The sequence below is a fragment of the Paramixta manurensis genome, assembly GCF_013285385.1.
Taxonomy (GTDB): domain Bacteria; phylum Pseudomonadota; class Gammaproteobacteria; order Enterobacterales; family Enterobacteriaceae; genus Paramixta; species Paramixta manurensis.
On record NZ_CP054212.1, the window covers coordinates 411,155 to 424,767 of the forward strand.

Consider the following 13,613-nt stretch of genomic DNA (forward strand, 5'->3'; position numbering starts at 1 on the left):
GATAGGAATGGAATTGGTATTGAAAGACGCGCAAAGCGCGCTGACTGTTTCCGAAACTACCTTCGGTCGTGATTTCAACGAAGCGCTGGTACACCAGGTTGTTGTTGCTTATGCAGCAGGTGCCCGTCAAGGTACTCGTGCTCAGAAGACCCGTGCTGAAGTAACTGGTTCCGGTAAAAAACCGTGGCGCCAGAAAGGTACCGGCCGTGCGCGTTCAGGTTCTGTCAAGAGCCCGATCTGGCGTTCAGGTGGCGTAACTTTCGCTGCTCGCCCGCAGGATCACAGTCAAAAAGTTAACAAAAAGATGTACCGCGGCGCGCTGAAAAGCATCCTGTCCGAACTGGTACGTCAAGATCGTCTGATCGTTGTCGAACAGTTCTCTGTTGAAGCGCCGAAAACTAAGTTGCTGGCACAGAAACTGAAAGACATGGCGCTGGAAGACGTGCTGATCATCACCGGTGAACTGGATGAGAATCTGTTCCTGGCTGCGCGTAACCTGTACAAGGTTGACGTGCGTGATGCAGCAGGTATCGATCCGGTTAGCCTGATCGCCTTCGACAAAGTCGTTATGACTGCTGATGCAGTTAAGCAAGTTGAGGAGATGCTGGCATGATCCGTGAAGAACGTCTGCTGAAAGTACTGCGCGCGCCGCACGTTTCTGAAAAAGCGTCTACTGCGATGGAAAAAACTAATACCATCGTTCTCAAAGTTGCTAAAGACGCGACCAAAGCAGAAATCAAAGCCGCTGTACAGAAACTGTTTGAAGTTGAAGTCGAAGTCGTTAACACCCTGGTTGTTAAAGGGAAAGTTAAACGTCATGGACAGCGTATTGGTCGTCGTAGCGACTGGAAAAAAGCTTACGTCACCCTGAAAGAAGGCCAGAATCTGGACTTCGTCGGCGGCGCAGAGTAAGTCGGAGGAGAAGAACAATGGCAATTGTTAAATGTAAACCGACATCTCCGGGTCGTCGCCACGTTGTTAAAGTGGTGAACCCAGAGCTGCATAAGGGCAAACCTTTTGCTCCGTTGCTGGAAAAAAACAGCAAATCCGGTGGCCGTAACAACAATGGTCGCATCACTACTCGTCACATCGGTGGTGGTCACAAGCAGGCATATCGTATTGTTGACTTTAAACGCAACAAAGATGGTATCCCGGCAGTTGTTGAACGTCTTGAGTACGATCCGAACCGTTCCGCGAACATCGCGCTGGTTCTGTACAAAGACGGCGAGCGTCGTTACATTCTGGCCCCGAAAGGCCTGAAAGCTGGCGATCAGATCCAATCTGGCGTTGATGCTGCGATTAAAGCGGGTAACACCCTGCCGATGCGTAACATCCCAGTTGGTTCTACCGTGCACAACGTAGAAATGAAACCAGGTAAAGGCGGCCAGATTGCTCGCTCAGCCGGTGCTTACGTGCAAATCGTTGCGCGTGAAGGTTCCTACGTAACCCTGCGTCTGCGTTCTGGTGAAATGCGTAAAGTTGAATCTGACTGCCGCGCAACCCTGGGCGAAGTCGGTAACGCTGAGCATATGCTGCGCGTTCTGGGTAAAGCAGGTGCCGCTCGTTGGCGTGGTATTCGTCCTACCGTTCGCGGTACGGCGATGAACCCAGTCGATCACCCGCACGGTGGTGGTGAAGGTCGTAACTTTGGTAAGCACCCGGTAACCCCGTGGGGCGTTCAGACCAAAGGTAAGAAGACCCGTAGCAACAAGCGTACTGATAAATTTATCGTACGTCGCCGTAGCAAATAATTTTAGAGGATAAGCCATGCCACGTTCTCTCAAGAAAGGTCCTTTTATTGACCTGCACTTGCTGAAGAAGGTAGAGAAAGCGGTGGAAAGCGGAGACAAGAAGCCCCTGCGCACCTGGTCCCGTCGTTCAACGATCTTCCCTAACATGATCGGTTTGACCATCGCTGTCCATAATGGTCGTCAGCACGTTCCTGTTTTTGTTTCCGATGAAATGGTCGGTCACAAACTGGGTGAATTTGCACCGACTCGTACTTATCGCGGTCACGCAGCTGATAAGAAAGCTAAGAAACGCTAAGGCAGGAGGAAGAGATGGAAACTATCGCTAAACATCGCCACGCTCGTTCTTCTGCTCAAAAGGTTCGCCTGGTAGCGGATCTGGTACGCGGTAAGAAAGTGTCGCAGGCTCTGGAAATTTTGACGTACACCAACAAGAAAGCGGCTGTACTGGTCAAGAAAGTTCTGGAATCTGCCATTGCTAACGCCGAACACAACGATGGCGCTGACATTGATGATCTAAAAGTCACGAAAATCTTCGTTGACGAAGGCCCAAGCATGAAGCGTGTTATGCCGCGTGCGAAAGGTCGTGCAGATCGCATCCTGAAGCGCACCAGCCACATTACTGTGGTTGTGTCCGATCGCTGAGACTCTGGAGACTAGCAATGGGTCAGAAAGTACATCCTAATGGTATTCGCCTGGGTATTGTTAAACCCTGGAACTCTACCTGGTTCGCCAATACCAAAGAATTCGCTGACAACCTGGACAGCGACTTTAAAGTCCGTCAGTTCCTGACTAAAGAACTGGCTAAAGCGTCTGTATCTCGTATCGTTATCGAGCGTCCGGCTAAAAGCATCCGTGTGACCATTCACACTGCTCGCCCGGGTATCGTTATCGGTAAAAAAGGTGAAGACGTAGAAAAACTGCGCACGGTCGTCGCGAACATCGCTGGCGTGCCTGCACAGATCAATATCGCCGAAGTCCGTAAACCGGAACTGGACGCAAAATTGGTTGCTGACAGCATCACTTCACAGCTGGAGCGTCGTGTGATGTTCCGTCGTGCGATGAAGCGTGCTGTACAGAACGCAATGCGTCTGGGCGCTAAAGGTATTAAAGTTGAAGTTAGCGGCCGCCTTGGCGGTGCTGAAATCGCACGTACCGAATGGTACCGCGAAGGTCGTGTGCCGTTGCACACCCTGCGTGCTGACATTGATTACAACACCTCAGAAGCGCACACCACTTATGGTGTAATCGGCGTTAAGGTATGGATCTTCAAAGGTGAGATCCTGGGTGGTATGGCTGCTGTTGAACAACCGGAAAAACCGGCTGCGCAACCGAAAAAGCAGCAGCGTAAAGGCCGTAAGTAAGGAGAGTCGCTGATGTTACAACCAAAGCGTACAAAATTCCGTAAAGTGCATAAAGGCCGCAACCGTGGTCTGGCTGCCGGTACGGATGTTAGCTTCGGTACTTTCGGTCTGAAAGCTGTTGGCCGTGGTCGTCTGACTGCCCGTCAGATCGAAGCAGCACGTCGTGCTATGACCCGTGCAGTTAAGCGTCAAGGTAAGATCTGGATCCGTGTATTCCCGGACAAACCGATCACCGAGAAGCCGCTGGAAGTGCGTATGGGTAAAGGTAAAGGTAACGTGGAGTATTGGGTTGCCTTGATCCAGCCTGGTAAAGTCCTGTATGAAATGGACGGCGTACCGGAAGAGCTGGCCCGTGAAGCATTCAAGCTGGCAGCAGCAAAACTGCCTATCAAAACCACCTTTGTAACTAAGACGGTGATGTAATGAAAGCAACTGAGCTGCGTGAAAAAAGCGTTGAAGAGCTGAACACTGAGCTGCTTAACCTACTGCGTGAGCAGTTTAATCTGCGCATGCAGGCAGCATCTGGCCAACTGCAACAGACTCATCTGTTGAAGAATGTTCGCCGTGATGTTGCACGCGTTAAGACTTTACTGACTGAGAAGGCGGGTGCGTAATGACCGATAAAATCCGTACTCTGCAAGGTCGTGTTGTTAGTGACAAGATGCAGAAATCTGCTGTTGTTGCTATCGAGCGTTTCGTGAAACACCCGATCTACGGTAAATTCATTAAGCGTACGACTAAGCTGCACATCCATGACGAGAACAACGAATGCGGTATTGGTGACGTGGTTGAAATCCGCGAAACCCGTCCGCTGTCTAAGACTAAGTCTTGGACGCTGGTTCGCGTTGTAGAGAAAGCGATTCTGTAATAGAATCTGCCCTCTTTAAAATTGAATAAACGGCTCGCAAGAGCCGTTTATTTTTTCTACCCATATGCGAGAACCGGTGTTATAATGCCGCGCCCTCAATTATGGGGCTTTCTAACGACCTGTTTCTGGGTCCCGAAGTAGTAGTTGACATTAGCGGAGCACTAAAATGATCCAAGAACAGACTATGCTGAACGTCGCCGACAACTCCGGTGCACGTCGCGTAATGTGTATCAAGGTTCTGGGTGGCTCGCACCGTCGCTACGCAGGCGTCGGCGATATCATCAAAGTTACCATCAAGGAAGCAATTCCGCGTGGTAAGGTGAAAAAAGGTGATGTCCTGAAGGCGGTAGTGGTGCGCACCAAGAAGGGTGTTCGTCGCCCGGACGGTTCTGTCATTCGCTTCGATGGTAATGCATGCGTTATTTTAAACAATAACAGCGAGCAACCTATCGGTACGCGTATTTTTGGGCCGGTAACTCGTGAACTTCGTAATGAAAAGTTCATGAAAATTATCTCTCTGGCACCAGAAGTACTCTAAGGAGCGAGCAATGGCAGCTAAAATCCGTCGCGATGACGAAGTTATTGTGCTAACCGGTAAAGATAAAGGTAAGCGCGGTAAAGTAAAAAATGTCCTGTCTTCTGGTAAGGTCATTGTTGAAGGTATCAACCTGGTTAAGAAACATCAGAAGCCGGTTCCGGCCCTGAACCAACCAGGTGGCATCGTTGAAAAAGAAGCTGCAATTCAGGTTTCTAACGTTGCGCTCTTCAATACGGCAACTGGTAAGGCTGACCGTGTAGGCTTTAGATTCGAAGACGGCAAAAAAGTCCGTTTCTTCAAGTCTAATAGCGAAACTATCAAGTAATTTGGAGTAGTACGATGGCGAAACTGCATGATTACTACAAAGACGAGGTAGTCCAAAAACTCATGACTGAGTTTGGCTACAATTCTGTCATGCAAGTCCCTCGGGTCGAGAAGATCACCCTGAACATGGGTGTTGGTGAAGCGATCGCTGACAAGAAACTGCTGGATAACGCAGCAGCGGACCTGGCAGCAATCTCCGGTCAAAAACCGTTGGTCACCAAAGCACGCAAATCTGTTGCAGGCTTCAAAATCCGCCAGGGCTATCCGATCGGCTGTAAAGTAACTCTGCGTGGCGAACGTATGTGGGAGTTCTTTGAGCGTCTGATCACTATTGCTGTACCGCGTATCCGTGACTTCCGTGGCTTGTCTGCCAAGTCATTCGATGGTCGTGGTAACTACAGCATGGGCGTTCGTGAGCAGATCATCTTCCCAGAAATCGACTATGACAAAGTCGATCGCGTTCGTGGTTTGGATATCACCATTACCACTACTGCGAAATCTGACGATGAAGGCCGTGCTCTGCTGGCTGCCTTTGACTTCCCGTTCCGCAAGTAAACCAGGGTTACGTTCATGGCAAAGCAATCAATGAAAGCACGCGAAGTCGTTCGCGTAAAACTGGCTGATAAATACCGCGCTAAACGCGAGGAATTAAAAGCTATTATCTCTAGTGTGAACTCATCCGACGAAGAACGTTGGAATGCTGTTCTTAAGCTGCAGACTCTGCCGCGTGATTCCAGCCCGTCCCGTCAGCGTAACCGCTGCCGCCAAACTGGCCGTCCGCACGCTTTCCTGCGGAAGTTCGGGTTGAGCCGTATCAAGGTCCGTGAAGCCGCTATGCGCGGTGAAATTCCGGGTCTGAAAAAGGCTAGCTGGTAATTACCAATTGAATCACGGGAGTAAAGACAGATGAGCATGCAAGATCCGATCGCGGATATGCTGACCCGTATCCGTAACGGTCAAGCCGCGAACAAAGTTGCGGTCACCATGCCTTCCTCCAAGCTGAAAGTGGCAATTGCCAACGTGCTGAAGGAAGAAGGTTATATTGAAGAATTTAAAATCGAAGGCGACACCAAGCCTGAACTGGAACTGACTCTTAAGTATTTCCAGGGCAAGGCTGTGGTAGAAAGCATTCAGCGTGTAAGCCGTCCAGGTCTGCGTATTTATAAGCGCAAAGACGAACTGCCAAAAGTAATGGCAGGGCTGGGCATCGCTGTTATTTCTACCTCTAAAGGTGTTATGACCGATCGTGCAGCGCGCCAGGCTGGTCTTGGTGGCGAAATTATCTGCTACGTAGCTTAACGGAGGAAAGAATGTCTCGTGTTGCTAAAGCACCTGTCGTCATTCCTGCCGGCGTAGAGGTAAAACTCAACGGTCAGGTTATTTCGATTAAAGGTAAAAACGGCGAGCTGACTCGTACTATCAATGATGCTGTTGAAGTTAAACATGCTGACAACGCACTGACTTTCGCTCCGCGCGAAGGTTTTGTTGACGGCTGGGCACAGGCGGGTACTGCTCGCGCACTGCTGAACTCAATGGTTATCGGTGTTACCGAAGGCTTCACTAAGAAGCTGCAGCTGGTTGGTGTAGGTTATCGTGCTGCCATTAAAGGCAATCTCGTGAACTTGTCACTGGGTTTTTCTCACCCGGTTGATCACGAACTGCCTGCGGGTATCACTGCAGAGTGTCCGACCCAGACTGAAATCGTGCTGAAAGGCGCTGATAAGCAGATGATCGGCCAGGTTGCAGCTGACTTGCGCGCCTACCGTCGTCCTGAGCCTTACAAAGGCAAGGGTGTTCGTTACGCCGACGAAGTCGTGCGTACCAAAGAGGCTAAGAAGAAGTAAGGTAACACTATGGATAAGAAATCTGCTCGTATCCGTCGTGCGACCCGCGCACGTCGCAAGCTCAAAGAGCTGGGTGCTACTCGCCTGGTGGTACATCGTACCCCGCGTCATATTTACGCACAGGTAATCGCACCAAACGGTTCTGAAGTTCTGGTTGCTGCTTCTACTGTAGAAAAAGCTATCACTGAACAACTGAAGTATACCGGTAACAAAGACGCAGCGGCTGCAGTAGGTAAAGCTATTGCTGAGCGCGCGTTGGAAAAAGGCATCAAAGATGTTTCTTTCGACCGTTCCGGGTTCCAATATCATGGTCGCGTCCAGGCACTGGCAGATGCTGCTCGTGAAGCTGGCCTTCAGTTCTAAGGTAGAGGTGTAAGATGGCACACATCGAGAAACAAGCTGGCGAACTGCAGGAAAAGCTGATCGCGGTAAATCGCGTATCGAAAACCGTTAAAGGTGGTCGTATTTTCTCCTTCACTGCACTGACAGTGGTAGGTGATGGTAACGGTCGCATCGGTTTTGGTTACGGTAAAGCGCGTGAAGTTCCGGCAGCGATCCAGAAAGCGATGGAAAAAGCCCGTCGCAATATGATTAACGTCGCGCTGACCAACGGCACCCTGCAACACCCTGTTAAAGGTGTTCACACGGGTTCCCGCGTGTTCATGCAGCCGGCTTCAGAAGGTACCGGTATCATTGCCGGTGGTGCAATGCGCGCCGTTCTGGAAGTCGCTGGGGTTCATAACGTTCTGGCTAAAGCCTATGGTTCCACCAACCCGATTAACGTGGTTCGTGCAACACTGGATGGCCTGGCCAATATGAATTCTCCAGAAATGGTCGCTGCCAAGCGTGGTAAATCCGTTGAAGAAATTCTGGGGTAATGACCATGGCAAAGACTATTAAAATTACTCAAACCCGTAGTTCAATCGGTCGTCTGCCGAAACATAAGGCAACGCTGACTGGCTTAGGATTGCGTCGCATTGGTCATACCGTAGAGCGTGAAGATACGCCGGCTGTACGTGGTATGGTTAACGCGATTTCCTACATGGTTAAAGTGGAGGAGTAACAGATGCGTTTAAATACTCTGTCTCCGGCCGAAGGGTCTAAACACGCACCGAAACGTCTGGGTCGTGGTATTGGTTCTGGCCTCGGTAAAACCGGTGGTCGTGGTCACAAAGGTCAGAAGTCTCGTTCTGGCGGTGGCGTACGTCGCGGTTTCGAAGGCGGTCAGATGCCTCTGTACCGTCGTCTGCCGAAATTCGGTTTCACCTCTCGCAAAGCGATGATCACGGCGGAAGTTCGCCTGTCTGACCTGGCGAAAGTGGAAGGCGGTATCGTCGACCTGAACACGCTGAAAGCGGCTAACATTATCGGTATTCAGATTGAGTTCGCGAAAGTGATTCTATCTGGTGAAGTTTCTGCACCGGTAACCGTGCGCGGTCTGCGTGTCACTAAAGGCGCTCGTGCTGCAATCGAAGCTGCTGGCGGTAAAATTGAGGAATAAGTGAGCTCATGGCTAAGCAACCAGGATTAGATTTTCAAAGTGCCAAGGGCGGTTTTGGCGAACTAAAACGCAGACTTTTGTTTGTAATTGGTGCGCTAATTGTGTTCCGCATTGGTTCTTTTATTCCGATCCCTGGTATTGATGCCACTGTCCTTGCCAAATTGCTTGAACAACAGCGTGGCACCATCATTGAAATGTTTAACATGTTCTCTGGTGGTGCTCTTAGCCGTGCTTCTATCTTTGCTCTGGGTATCATGCCGTATATTTCGGCATCTATTATTATCCAGCTGCTGACCGTGGTTCATCCCGCGCTGGCAGAAATTAAGAAAGAAGGGGAGGCTGGTCGTCGTAAGATTAGCCAGTACACCCGCTACGGAACTTTGGTATTAGGTATATTTCAGTCAATCGGTATTGCTACCGGTTTACCCAATATGCCTGGCATGCAGGGCTTGGTTTTAAACCCAGGTTTTGCATTCTACTTTACCGCTGTTGTGAGCCTGGTCACCGGAACGATGTTCCTGATGTGGTTAGGCGAGCAGATTACTGAACGAGGTATCGGTAACGGTATCTCGATCATTATCTTCGCGGGTATTGTTGCGGGGTTGCCGCCGGCCATTGGCCATACCATCGAGCAAGCGCGTCAAGGCGACCTGCACTTCCTCCTGTTGCTGTTGGTTGCAGTTCTCGTATTTGCAGTGACCTTCTTCGTTGTTTTCGTTGAGCGTGGTCAACGCCGCATTGTGGTGAACTATGCGAAACGTCAGCAAGGCCGTCGTGTCTATGCTGCACAGAGCACACATTTACCGCTGAAAGTGAACATGGCAGGGGTTATCCCGGCGATCTTCGCTTCCAGTATTATCCTGTTCCCGGCAACCATCGCGTCATGGTTCGGGGGCGGTACCGGTTGGAACTGGTTGACAACTATTTCGTTGTATTTGCAACCAGGACAGCCGCTATATGTGCTACTCTATGCGACTGCAATCATCTTCTTCTGTTTCTTTTACACGGCGTTGGTTTTCAACCCGCGTGAAACAGCAGATAACCTGAAGAAGTCTGGTGCATTTGTACCAGGAATTCGTCCGGGAGAGCAAACGGCGAAGTATATCGATAAAGTAATGACGCGTTTAACTTTGGTTGGCGCACTGTACATTACTTTCATCTGCCTTATCCCGGAGTTCATGCGTGATGCGATGAAGGTTCCATTCTACTTCGGCGGTACTTCACTGCTGATCGTAGTGGTTGTCATCATGGACTTTATGGCTCAAGTGCAAACTCTGATGATGTCGAGTCAGTACGAGTCTGCATTGAAGAAAGCGAACCTGAAGGGCTACGGCCGTTAATTCAGGTGGCTGAGAAGTTACGGAGAGTAAAAATGAAAGTTCGTGCTTCCGTCAAGAAATTATGTCGTAACTGCAAAATCATCCGTCGCGACGGTGTTGTACGTGTGATTTGTAGCGCCGAGCCAAAGCATAAACAGCGCCAAGGCTGATTTTCACATATTTTTCTTGCAAAGTTGGGTTGAGCTGGCTAGATTAGCCAGCCAATCTTTTGTATGTCTATGCGTTTCCATTTGAGTATCCTGAAAACGGGCTTTTCAGCATGGAGCGCATAATGAAATTATAGGAGTGCATAGTGGCCCGTATAGCAGGCATTAACATTCCTGATCATAAACACACTGTGATCGCATTAACTTCGATCTACGGTATCGGCAAGACCCGTTCTCAGGCCATCTGCGCCTCTACGGGAATCGCTGAAGATGTTAAGATCAGTGAGCTGTCTGAAGAGCAAATCGACTTGCTGCGTGATGCAGTTGCTAAGTTCGCCGTTGAAGGCGATCTGCGCCGTGAAGTCACCCTGAGCATCAAGCGTCTAATGGACCTTGGTTGCTATCGTGGTTTGCGTCATCGTCGTGGTCTCCCGGTTCGCGGACAGCGTACCAAGACCAACGCCCGTACCCGTAAGGGTCCGCGCAAACCGATCAAGAAATAATCGGGGTGATTGAATAATGGCAAAGGCACCAGTTCGTGCACGTAAGCGTGTAAGAAAACAAGTCTCCGACGGCGTGGCTCATGTCCATGCTTCTTTTAACAACACCATCGTGACCATTACCGATCGTCAGGGTAACGCGCTGGGTTGGGCAACAGCCGGTGGTTCCGGTTTCCGTGGTTCTCGTAAATCTACGCCGTTCGCAGCCCAGGTGGCCGCAGAGCGTTGCGCAGAAGCCGTGAAAGATTACGGTATTAAGAACCTGGAAGTTATGGTTAAGGGTCCGGGTCCGGGTCGCGAATCTACTATTCGTGCTCTGAACGCCGCTGGTTTCCGCATCACTAATATTACTGATGTGACTCCGATCCCTCACAACGGTTGTCGTCCGCCGAAAAAACGTCGCGTATAACGCCCGTTTTTAGGAATGTTGGAGAAAGAAAATGGCAAGATATTTGGGTCCTAAGCTCAAGCTGAGCCGTCGTGAGGGCACAGACTTATTCCTTAAGTCTGGCGTTCGCGCGATTGATTCCAAGTGTAAGATTGAACAAGCTCCTGGCCAGCACGGTGCGCGTAAACCGCGTCTGTCTGACTATGGTGTACAGTTACGTGAAAAGCAAAAAGTTCGCCGTATCTACGGTGTGCTGGAGCGTCAGTTCCGTAACTATTATAAAGAAGCAGCACGTCTGAAAGGCAACACCGGTGAAAACCTGTTAGCTCTGCTGGAAGGTCGTCTGGATAACGTAGTTTACCGTATGGGCTTTGGCGCTACTCGTGCAGAAGCACGTCAGTTGGTTAGCCATAAATCTGTAATGGTAAACGGCCGCGTTGTTAACATCGCTTCTTATCAGGTATCTCCGAATGACGTTGTTAGCATCCGCGAGAAAGCCAAAAAGCAGTCTCGCGTGAAGGCCGCTCTGGAGCTGGCTGAGCAGCGTGAAAAGCCAACCTGGCTGGAAGTTGATGCGACTAAGATGGAAGGCACGTTCAAGCGTAAGCCGGAGCGTTCTGATCTGTCTGCGGACATTAACGAACACCTGATCGTCGAGCTTTACTCCAAGTAAAGCTTAGTACCAAAGAGAGGACACAATGCAGGGTTCTGTGACAGAGTTTCTAAAACCGCGCCTGGTAGATATCGAGCAAGTGAGTTCGACGCACGCCAAGGTGACCCTTGAACCATTAGAGCGTGGCTTTGGTCACACTCTTGGTAACGCACTGCGCCGTATTCTGCTTTCATCAATGCCGGGTTGCGCGGTGACCGAGGTTGAAATTGATGGTGTACTGCATGAGTACAGCACCAAAGAAGGCGTTCAGGAAGATATCCTTGAGATCCTTCTCAACCTGAAAGGGCTGGCGGTAAGAGTTCAGGGTAAAGATGAAGTTATCCTGACCTTGAATAAATCTGGCATTGGCCCTGTGACTGCAGCCGATATCACCCATGATGGTGATGTCGAAATCGTCAAGCCGCAGCATGTGATCTGCCATCTGACCGATGAAAACGCATCAATTAGCATGCGCATCAAAGTTCAGCGTGGTCGTGGTTATGTGCCGGCTTCTGCCCGAATTCATTCGGAAGAAGATGAGCGCCCGATTGGACGTCTGTTGGTTGACGCCTGCTACAGCCCTGTAGACCGTATCGCCTACAATGTTGAAGCTGCGCGTGTAGAACAGCGTACCGACCTGGACAAGCTGGTCATCGAAATGGAAACCAACGGCACTATCGATCCTGAAGAGGCGATTCGTCGTGCGGCAACCATCCTGGCAGAACAACTGGAAGCTTTCGTTGATTTACGTGATGTACGTCAACCGGAAGTGAAAGAAGAGAAACCAGAGTTCGATCCGATCCTGCTGCGCCCTGTTGACGATCTGGAATTGACTGTCCGCTCTGCTAACTGCCTTAAGGCAGAAGCTATCCACTACATCGGTGATCTGGTACAGCGTACCGAGGTTGAGCTGTTGAAAACGCCTAACCTTGGTAAAAAATCTCTTACTGAGATTAAAGACGTGCTGGCCTCACGTGGTCTGTCTCTGGGCATGCGCCTGGAAAACTGGCCACCGGCAAGCATTGCTGATGAATAACCCGATCACAGGTTAAGGTTTCACTGAGAAGGATAAGGTCATGCGCCATCGTAAGAGTGGTCGTCAACTGAACCGTAACAGCAGCCATCGTCAGGCTATGTTCCGCAACATGGCTGGCTCTTTGGTTCGTCATGAGATCATCAAGACGACCCTGCCGAAAGCGAAAGAGCTGCGTCGTGTAGTTGAGCCGCTGATTACTCTTGCCAAGACCGACAGCGTAGCTAATCGTCGTCTGGCATTCGCCCGTACTCGTGATAACGAGATTGTGGCAAAACTGTTTAACGAGCTGGGCCCGCGTTTCGCGAGCCGTGCCGGTGGTTACACTCGCATTCTGAAGTGTGGCTTCCGTGCTGGTGACAACGCTCCGATGGCTTACATCGAGCTGGTTGATCGTCCAGAAGCTCAAGCAGAAGCTGCAGCAGAGTAATCTGCTGTAACGTAAAAAAACCGGGCTTGCCCGGTTTTTTTATAACCAAATTCCCATCATTACTTCTCTCCCTTGCGTTATGCTATCCACTCGATTACTCGCAATAACGGCAAAATTTCATGTGGCTAATTGATCAACTTGCGGAACAGCACATTCGTGCAGCGCAGGAGAAAGGTGAGCTACAGGGGCTACCGGGTGAAGGCGCGCCGCTGGTCCTGGATGATGATAGCCATGTACCGCCTGAACTTCGTGCCGGATACCGGTTATTGAAAAACGCCGGATTTCTACCGCCGGAATTGGAAACACGACGCGAAGCCGTTGAGCTTGAAAAATTACTGAGCGGGTTGGATCCGCAAAGCGATGAGTATCATGTTAACGAACGTCGGTTGCGCTTGTTAGAGAGTAAACTCAAACAAGCGGGCATGAGTACCGAGTTTCTGCGTGGAGAGTACCGGCAGGCTTTACGTCAACGTTTTATACAGGAGGAATAATGTATCGGATTGGGCAATTGGCGAAACTGGCTGATGTAACGCCAGATACCATTCGTTATTACGAAAAGCAGCAAATGATGGATCATGAAGTACGCACCGAAGGCGGGTTTCGTTTGTACGGGGAAAATGACCTGCGACGTCTCCGGTTTATCCGCTACGCACGGCAATTGGGGTTTACGCTTGACGCGATCCGTGAGCTGCTATCCATTCGGGTTGATCCTGAACATCATACCTGCCAGGAATCAAAAAATATTGTTCAGTCGCGGCTTAGTGAAGTCGAGTCCCGCATCGCTGAACTACAGCATATGCAGCAATCCCTTCAGCGATTAAGCGCCGCTTGCTGCGGTAGTGAACACAGTAGCGCTTATTGTTCTATTCTTGAGGCGCTCGAGTCTGGGGCCGCCGGGCGCGAGTCTGGGCTTCATCATCATTGTTGATTTTTTATA

General features: G+C 50.3%; 28 protein-coding genes. All 28 read left to right on the forward strand.

The genetic code is table 11. The features are described from left to right. Positions 1–7 precede the first annotated feature (7 nt). The 28 genes from rplD to zntR all read left to right on the forward strand — a co-directional run bounded on the left by rplD (position 8) and on the right by zntR (position 13,604). Positions 8–613, forward strand: a complete 606-nt coding sequence (gene rplD, locus PMPD1_RS01915) for a 50S ribosomal protein L4 (protein ID WP_173632473.1) — start codon at positions 8–10, stop codon at positions 611–613. Next, positions 610–912 carry a 50S ribosomal protein L23 gene (rplW, locus tag PMPD1_RS01920; RefSeq protein ID WP_000617546.1) on the forward strand — a complete coding sequence of 101 codons (303 nt, stop codon included), beginning with the start codon at positions 610–612 and terminating at the stop codon, positions 910–912. Before rplD ends, rplW begins: the two co-directional genes overlap by 4 nt. A 17-nt stretch (positions 913–929) precedes the next feature. Further along, positions 930–1,751, forward strand: coding sequence for a 50S ribosomal protein L2 (gene rplB / locus PMPD1_RS01925; RefSeq protein WP_173632474.1), 822 nt, complete (start codon positions 930–932; stop codon positions 1,749–1,751). Positions 1,752–1,767: 16 nt separating this feature from the next. After that, on the forward strand, positions 1,768–2,046 hold the full coding sequence (gene rpsS / locus PMPD1_RS01930; RefSeq protein ID WP_004929772.1) for a 30S ribosomal protein S19: 279 nt from the start codon (positions 1,768–1,770) through the stop codon (positions 2,044–2,046). Positions 2,047–2,060: 14 nt separating this feature from the next. Further along, positions 2,061–2,393: a 50S ribosomal protein L22 gene (rplV, locus tag PMPD1_RS01935; RefSeq protein WP_173632475.1), complete on the forward strand. Its 333-nt coding sequence runs from the start codon at positions 2,061–2,063 to the stop codon at positions 2,391–2,393. Between the two features lie 17 nt (positions 2,394–2,410). Then, positions 2,411–3,112: a 30S ribosomal protein S3 gene (gene rpsC / locus PMPD1_RS01940; RefSeq protein WP_038629758.1), complete on the forward strand. Its 702-nt coding sequence runs from the start codon at positions 2,411–2,413 to the stop codon at positions 3,110–3,112. 12 nt (positions 3,113–3,124) lie between these two features. Continuing rightward, a complete protein-coding gene (rplP, locus tag PMPD1_RS01945; RefSeq protein ID WP_008927134.1) occupies positions 3,125–3,535 on the forward strand; it encodes a 50S ribosomal protein L16 in 411 nt (136 codons plus the stop codon). After that, complete coding sequence (rpmC, locus tag PMPD1_RS01950) at positions 3,535–3,726, forward strand: 50S ribosomal protein L29 (protein ID WP_024966580.1); 192 nt, start codon at positions 3,535–3,537, stop codon at positions 3,724–3,726. The genes rplP and rpmC overlap by 1 nt, the downstream gene beginning before the upstream one ends. Further along, positions 3,726–3,980, forward strand: coding sequence for a 30S ribosomal protein S17 (rpsQ, locus tag PMPD1_RS01955; protein ID WP_010618568.1), 255 nt, complete (start codon positions 3,726–3,728; stop codon positions 3,978–3,980). Before rpmC ends, rpsQ begins: the two co-directional genes overlap by 1 nt. A 166-nt stretch (positions 3,981–4,146) precedes the next feature. Further along, positions 4,147–4,518, forward strand: a complete 372-nt coding sequence (gene rplN, locus PMPD1_RS01960; protein ID WP_173632476.1) for a 50S ribosomal protein L14 — start codon at positions 4,147–4,149, stop codon at positions 4,516–4,518. A gap of 10 nt (positions 4,519–4,528) precedes the next feature. Next, positions 4,529–4,843 carry a 50S ribosomal protein L24 gene (gene rplX / locus PMPD1_RS01965; RefSeq protein WP_173632477.1) on the forward strand — a complete coding sequence of 105 codons (315 nt, stop codon included), beginning with the start codon at positions 4,529–4,531 and terminating at the stop codon, positions 4,841–4,843. Between the two features lie 14 nt (positions 4,844–4,857). Next, positions 4,858–5,397, forward strand: a complete 540-nt coding sequence (rplE, locus tag PMPD1_RS01970; protein WP_031376676.1) for a 50S ribosomal protein L5 — start codon at positions 4,858–4,860, stop codon at positions 5,395–5,397. A gap of 15 nt (positions 5,398–5,412) precedes the next feature. Further along, positions 5,413–5,718, forward strand: a complete 306-nt coding sequence (gene rpsN, locus PMPD1_RS01975) for a 30S ribosomal protein S14 (protein WP_067709941.1) — start codon at positions 5,413–5,415, stop codon at positions 5,716–5,718. Between the two features lie 30 nt (positions 5,719–5,748). Further along, a complete protein-coding gene (gene rpsH / locus PMPD1_RS01980; protein WP_020322766.1) occupies positions 5,749–6,141 on the forward strand; it encodes a 30S ribosomal protein S8 in 393 nt (130 codons plus the stop codon). An 11-nt stretch (positions 6,142–6,152) separates the two neighbouring features. Next, the gene (rplF, locus tag PMPD1_RS01985) at positions 6,153–6,686 is read left to right on the forward strand and encodes a 50S ribosomal protein L6 (protein ID WP_173632478.1); all 534 of its coding nucleotides are present in this window, start codon (positions 6,153–6,155) and stop codon (positions 6,684–6,686) included. Positions 6,687–6,695: 9 nt separating this feature from the next. Next, a complete protein-coding gene (gene rplR, locus PMPD1_RS01990; protein ID WP_072933456.1) occupies positions 6,696–7,049 on the forward strand; it encodes a 50S ribosomal protein L18 in 354 nt (117 codons plus the stop codon). Positions 7,050–7,063: 14 nt separating this feature from the next. Further along, the gene (rpsE, locus tag PMPD1_RS01995) at positions 7,064–7,564 is read left to right on the forward strand and encodes a 30S ribosomal protein S5 (protein ID WP_052902745.1); all 501 of its coding nucleotides are present in this window, start codon (positions 7,064–7,066) and stop codon (positions 7,562–7,564) included. A 5-nt stretch (positions 7,565–7,569) separates the two neighbouring features. Continuing rightward, a complete protein-coding gene (gene rpmD / locus PMPD1_RS02000; RefSeq protein ID WP_173632479.1) occupies positions 7,570–7,749 on the forward strand; it encodes a 50S ribosomal protein L30 in 180 nt (59 codons plus the stop codon). Between the two features lie 3 nt (positions 7,750–7,752). Further along, complete coding sequence (gene rplO / locus PMPD1_RS02005; protein WP_173632480.1) at positions 7,753–8,187, forward strand: 50S ribosomal protein L15; 435 nt, start codon at positions 7,753–7,755, stop codon at positions 8,185–8,187. Between the two features lie 8 nt (positions 8,188–8,195). Then, the gene (gene secY / locus PMPD1_RS02010) at positions 8,196–9,527 is read left to right on the forward strand and encodes a preprotein translocase subunit SecY (RefSeq protein ID WP_173632481.1); all 1,332 of its coding nucleotides are present in this window, start codon (positions 8,196–8,198) and stop codon (positions 9,525–9,527) included. A 32-nt stretch (positions 9,528–9,559) separates the two neighbouring features. Next, positions 9,560–9,676 carry a 50S ribosomal protein L36 gene (rpmJ, locus tag PMPD1_RS02015; RefSeq protein WP_004160566.1) on the forward strand — a complete coding sequence of 39 codons (117 nt, stop codon included), beginning with the start codon at positions 9,560–9,562 and terminating at the stop codon, positions 9,674–9,676. Positions 9,677–9,819: 143 nt separating this feature from the next. After that, complete coding sequence (gene rpsM / locus PMPD1_RS02020; RefSeq protein ID WP_173632482.1) at positions 9,820–10,176, forward strand: 30S ribosomal protein S13; 357 nt, start codon at positions 9,820–9,822, stop codon at positions 10,174–10,176. A gap of 16 nt (positions 10,177–10,192) precedes the next feature. Further along, a complete protein-coding gene (rpsK, locus tag PMPD1_RS02025; protein ID WP_004160563.1) occupies positions 10,193–10,582 on the forward strand; it encodes a 30S ribosomal protein S11 in 390 nt (129 codons plus the stop codon). 31 nt (positions 10,583–10,613) lie between these two features. Then, positions 10,614–11,234, forward strand: a complete 621-nt coding sequence (rpsD, locus tag PMPD1_RS02030) for a 30S ribosomal protein S4 (protein ID WP_173632483.1) — start codon at positions 10,614–10,616, stop codon at positions 11,232–11,234. 25 nt (positions 11,235–11,259) lie between these two features. Continuing rightward, entirely contained in the window at positions 11,260–12,249 is a 990-nt protein-coding gene (locus PMPD1_RS02035; protein WP_007891688.1) for a DNA-directed RNA polymerase subunit alpha, read from the forward strand. A 40-nt stretch (positions 12,250–12,289) separates the two neighbouring features. After that, on the forward strand, positions 12,290–12,676 hold the full coding sequence (gene rplQ / locus PMPD1_RS02040; protein ID WP_003850180.1) for a 50S ribosomal protein L17: 387 nt from the start codon (positions 12,290–12,292) through the stop codon (positions 12,674–12,676). A gap of 119 nt (positions 12,677–12,795) precedes the next feature. After that, positions 12,796–13,167: a DnaJ family domain-containing protein gene (locus tag PMPD1_RS02045; protein ID WP_173632484.1), complete on the forward strand. Its 372-nt coding sequence runs from the start codon at positions 12,796–12,798 to the stop codon at positions 13,165–13,167. Next, complete coding sequence (gene zntR / locus PMPD1_RS02050; protein ID WP_173632485.1) at positions 13,167–13,604, forward strand: Zn(2+)-responsive transcriptional regulator; 438 nt, start codon at positions 13,167–13,169, stop codon at positions 13,602–13,604. Before PMPD1_RS02045 ends, zntR begins: the two co-directional genes overlap by 1 nt. The last annotated feature ends 9 nt before the right edge of the window (positions 13,605–13,613 follow it).

What these genes read in the sequence shown, in the direction of transcription:
- secY (WP_173632481.1), top strand. Translation starts at nt 8,196, where the DNA reads ATGGCTAAGCAACCAGGATTAGATTTTCAAAGTGCCAAGGGCGGTTTT.
- zntR (WP_173632485.1), top strand. Translation starts at nt 13,167, where the DNA reads ATGTATCGGATTGGGCAATTGGCGAAACTGGCTGATGTAACGCCAGAT.
- PMPD1_RS02045 (WP_173632484.1), top strand. Translation starts at nt 12,796, where the DNA reads ATGTGGCTAATTGATCAACTTGCGGAACAGCACATTCGTGCAGCGCAG.
- rplE (WP_031376676.1), top strand. Translation starts at nt 4,858, where the DNA reads ATGGCGAAACTGCATGATTACTACAAAGACGAGGTAGTCCAAAAACTC.
- rpmC (WP_024966580.1), top strand. Translation starts at nt 3,535, where the DNA reads ATGAAAGCAACTGAGCTGCGTGAAAAAAGCGTTGAAGAGCTGAACACT.
- rpsE (WP_052902745.1), top strand. Translation starts at nt 7,064, where the DNA reads ATGGCACACATCGAGAAACAAGCTGGCGAACTGCAGGAAAAGCTGATC.
- rpsD (WP_173632483.1), top strand. Translation starts at nt 10,614, where the DNA reads ATGGCAAGATATTTGGGTCCTAAGCTCAAGCTGAGCCGTCGTGAGGGC.
- rpsS (WP_004929772.1), top strand. Translation starts at nt 1,768, where the DNA reads ATGCCACGTTCTCTCAAGAAAGGTCCTTTTATTGACCTGCACTTGCTG.
- rpsH (WP_020322766.1), top strand. Translation starts at nt 5,749, where the DNA reads ATGAGCATGCAAGATCCGATCGCGGATATGCTGACCCGTATCCGTAAC.
- rplF (WP_173632478.1), top strand. Translation starts at nt 6,153, where the DNA reads ATGTCTCGTGTTGCTAAAGCACCTGTCGTCATTCCTGCCGGCGTAGAG.
- rpsC (WP_038629758.1), top strand. Translation starts at nt 2,411, where the DNA reads ATGGGTCAGAAAGTACATCCTAATGGTATTCGCCTGGGTATTGTTAAA.
- rpsN (WP_067709941.1), top strand. Translation starts at nt 5,413, where the DNA reads ATGGCAAAGCAATCAATGAAAGCACGCGAAGTCGTTCGCGTAAAACTG.
- rplR (WP_072933456.1), top strand. Translation starts at nt 6,696, where the DNA reads ATGGATAAGAAATCTGCTCGTATCCGTCGTGCGACCCGCGCACGTCGC.
- rpmJ (WP_004160566.1), top strand. Translation starts at nt 9,560, where the DNA reads ATGAAAGTTCGTGCTTCCGTCAAGAAATTATGTCGTAACTGCAAAATC.
- rplX (WP_173632477.1), top strand. Translation starts at nt 4,529, where the DNA reads ATGGCAGCTAAAATCCGTCGCGATGACGAAGTTATTGTGCTAACCGGT.
- rplO (WP_173632480.1), top strand. Translation starts at nt 7,753, where the DNA reads ATGCGTTTAAATACTCTGTCTCCGGCCGAAGGGTCTAAACACGCACCG.
- rplW (WP_000617546.1), top strand. Translation starts at nt 610, where the DNA reads ATGATCCGTGAAGAACGTCTGCTGAAAGTACTGCGCGCGCCGCACGTT.
- rplN (WP_173632476.1), top strand. Translation starts at nt 4,147, where the DNA reads ATGATCCAAGAACAGACTATGCTGAACGTCGCCGACAACTCCGGTGCA.
- rplB (WP_173632474.1), top strand. Translation starts at nt 930, where the DNA reads ATGGCAATTGTTAAATGTAAACCGACATCTCCGGGTCGTCGCCACGTT.
- PMPD1_RS02035 (WP_007891688.1), top strand. Translation starts at nt 11,260, where the DNA reads ATGCAGGGTTCTGTGACAGAGTTTCTAAAACCGCGCCTGGTAGATATC.
- rplP (WP_008927134.1), top strand. Translation starts at nt 3,125, where the DNA reads ATGTTACAACCAAAGCGTACAAAATTCCGTAAAGTGCATAAAGGCCGC.
- rpsQ (WP_010618568.1), top strand. Translation starts at nt 3,726, where the DNA reads ATGACCGATAAAATCCGTACTCTGCAAGGTCGTGTTGTTAGTGACAAG.
- rplD (WP_173632473.1), top strand. Translation starts at nt 8, where the DNA reads ATGGAATTGGTATTGAAAGACGCGCAAAGCGCGCTGACTGTTTCCGAA.
- rpmD (WP_173632479.1), top strand. Translation starts at nt 7,570, where the DNA reads ATGGCAAAGACTATTAAAATTACTCAAACCCGTAGTTCAATCGGTCGT.
- rplV (WP_173632475.1), top strand. Translation starts at nt 2,061, where the DNA reads ATGGAAACTATCGCTAAACATCGCCACGCTCGTTCTTCTGCTCAAAAG.
- rpsK (WP_004160563.1), top strand. Translation starts at nt 10,193, where the DNA reads ATGGCAAAGGCACCAGTTCGTGCACGTAAGCGTGTAAGAAAACAAGTC.
- rplQ (WP_003850180.1), top strand. Translation starts at nt 12,290, where the DNA reads ATGCGCCATCGTAAGAGTGGTCGTCAACTGAACCGTAACAGCAGCCAT.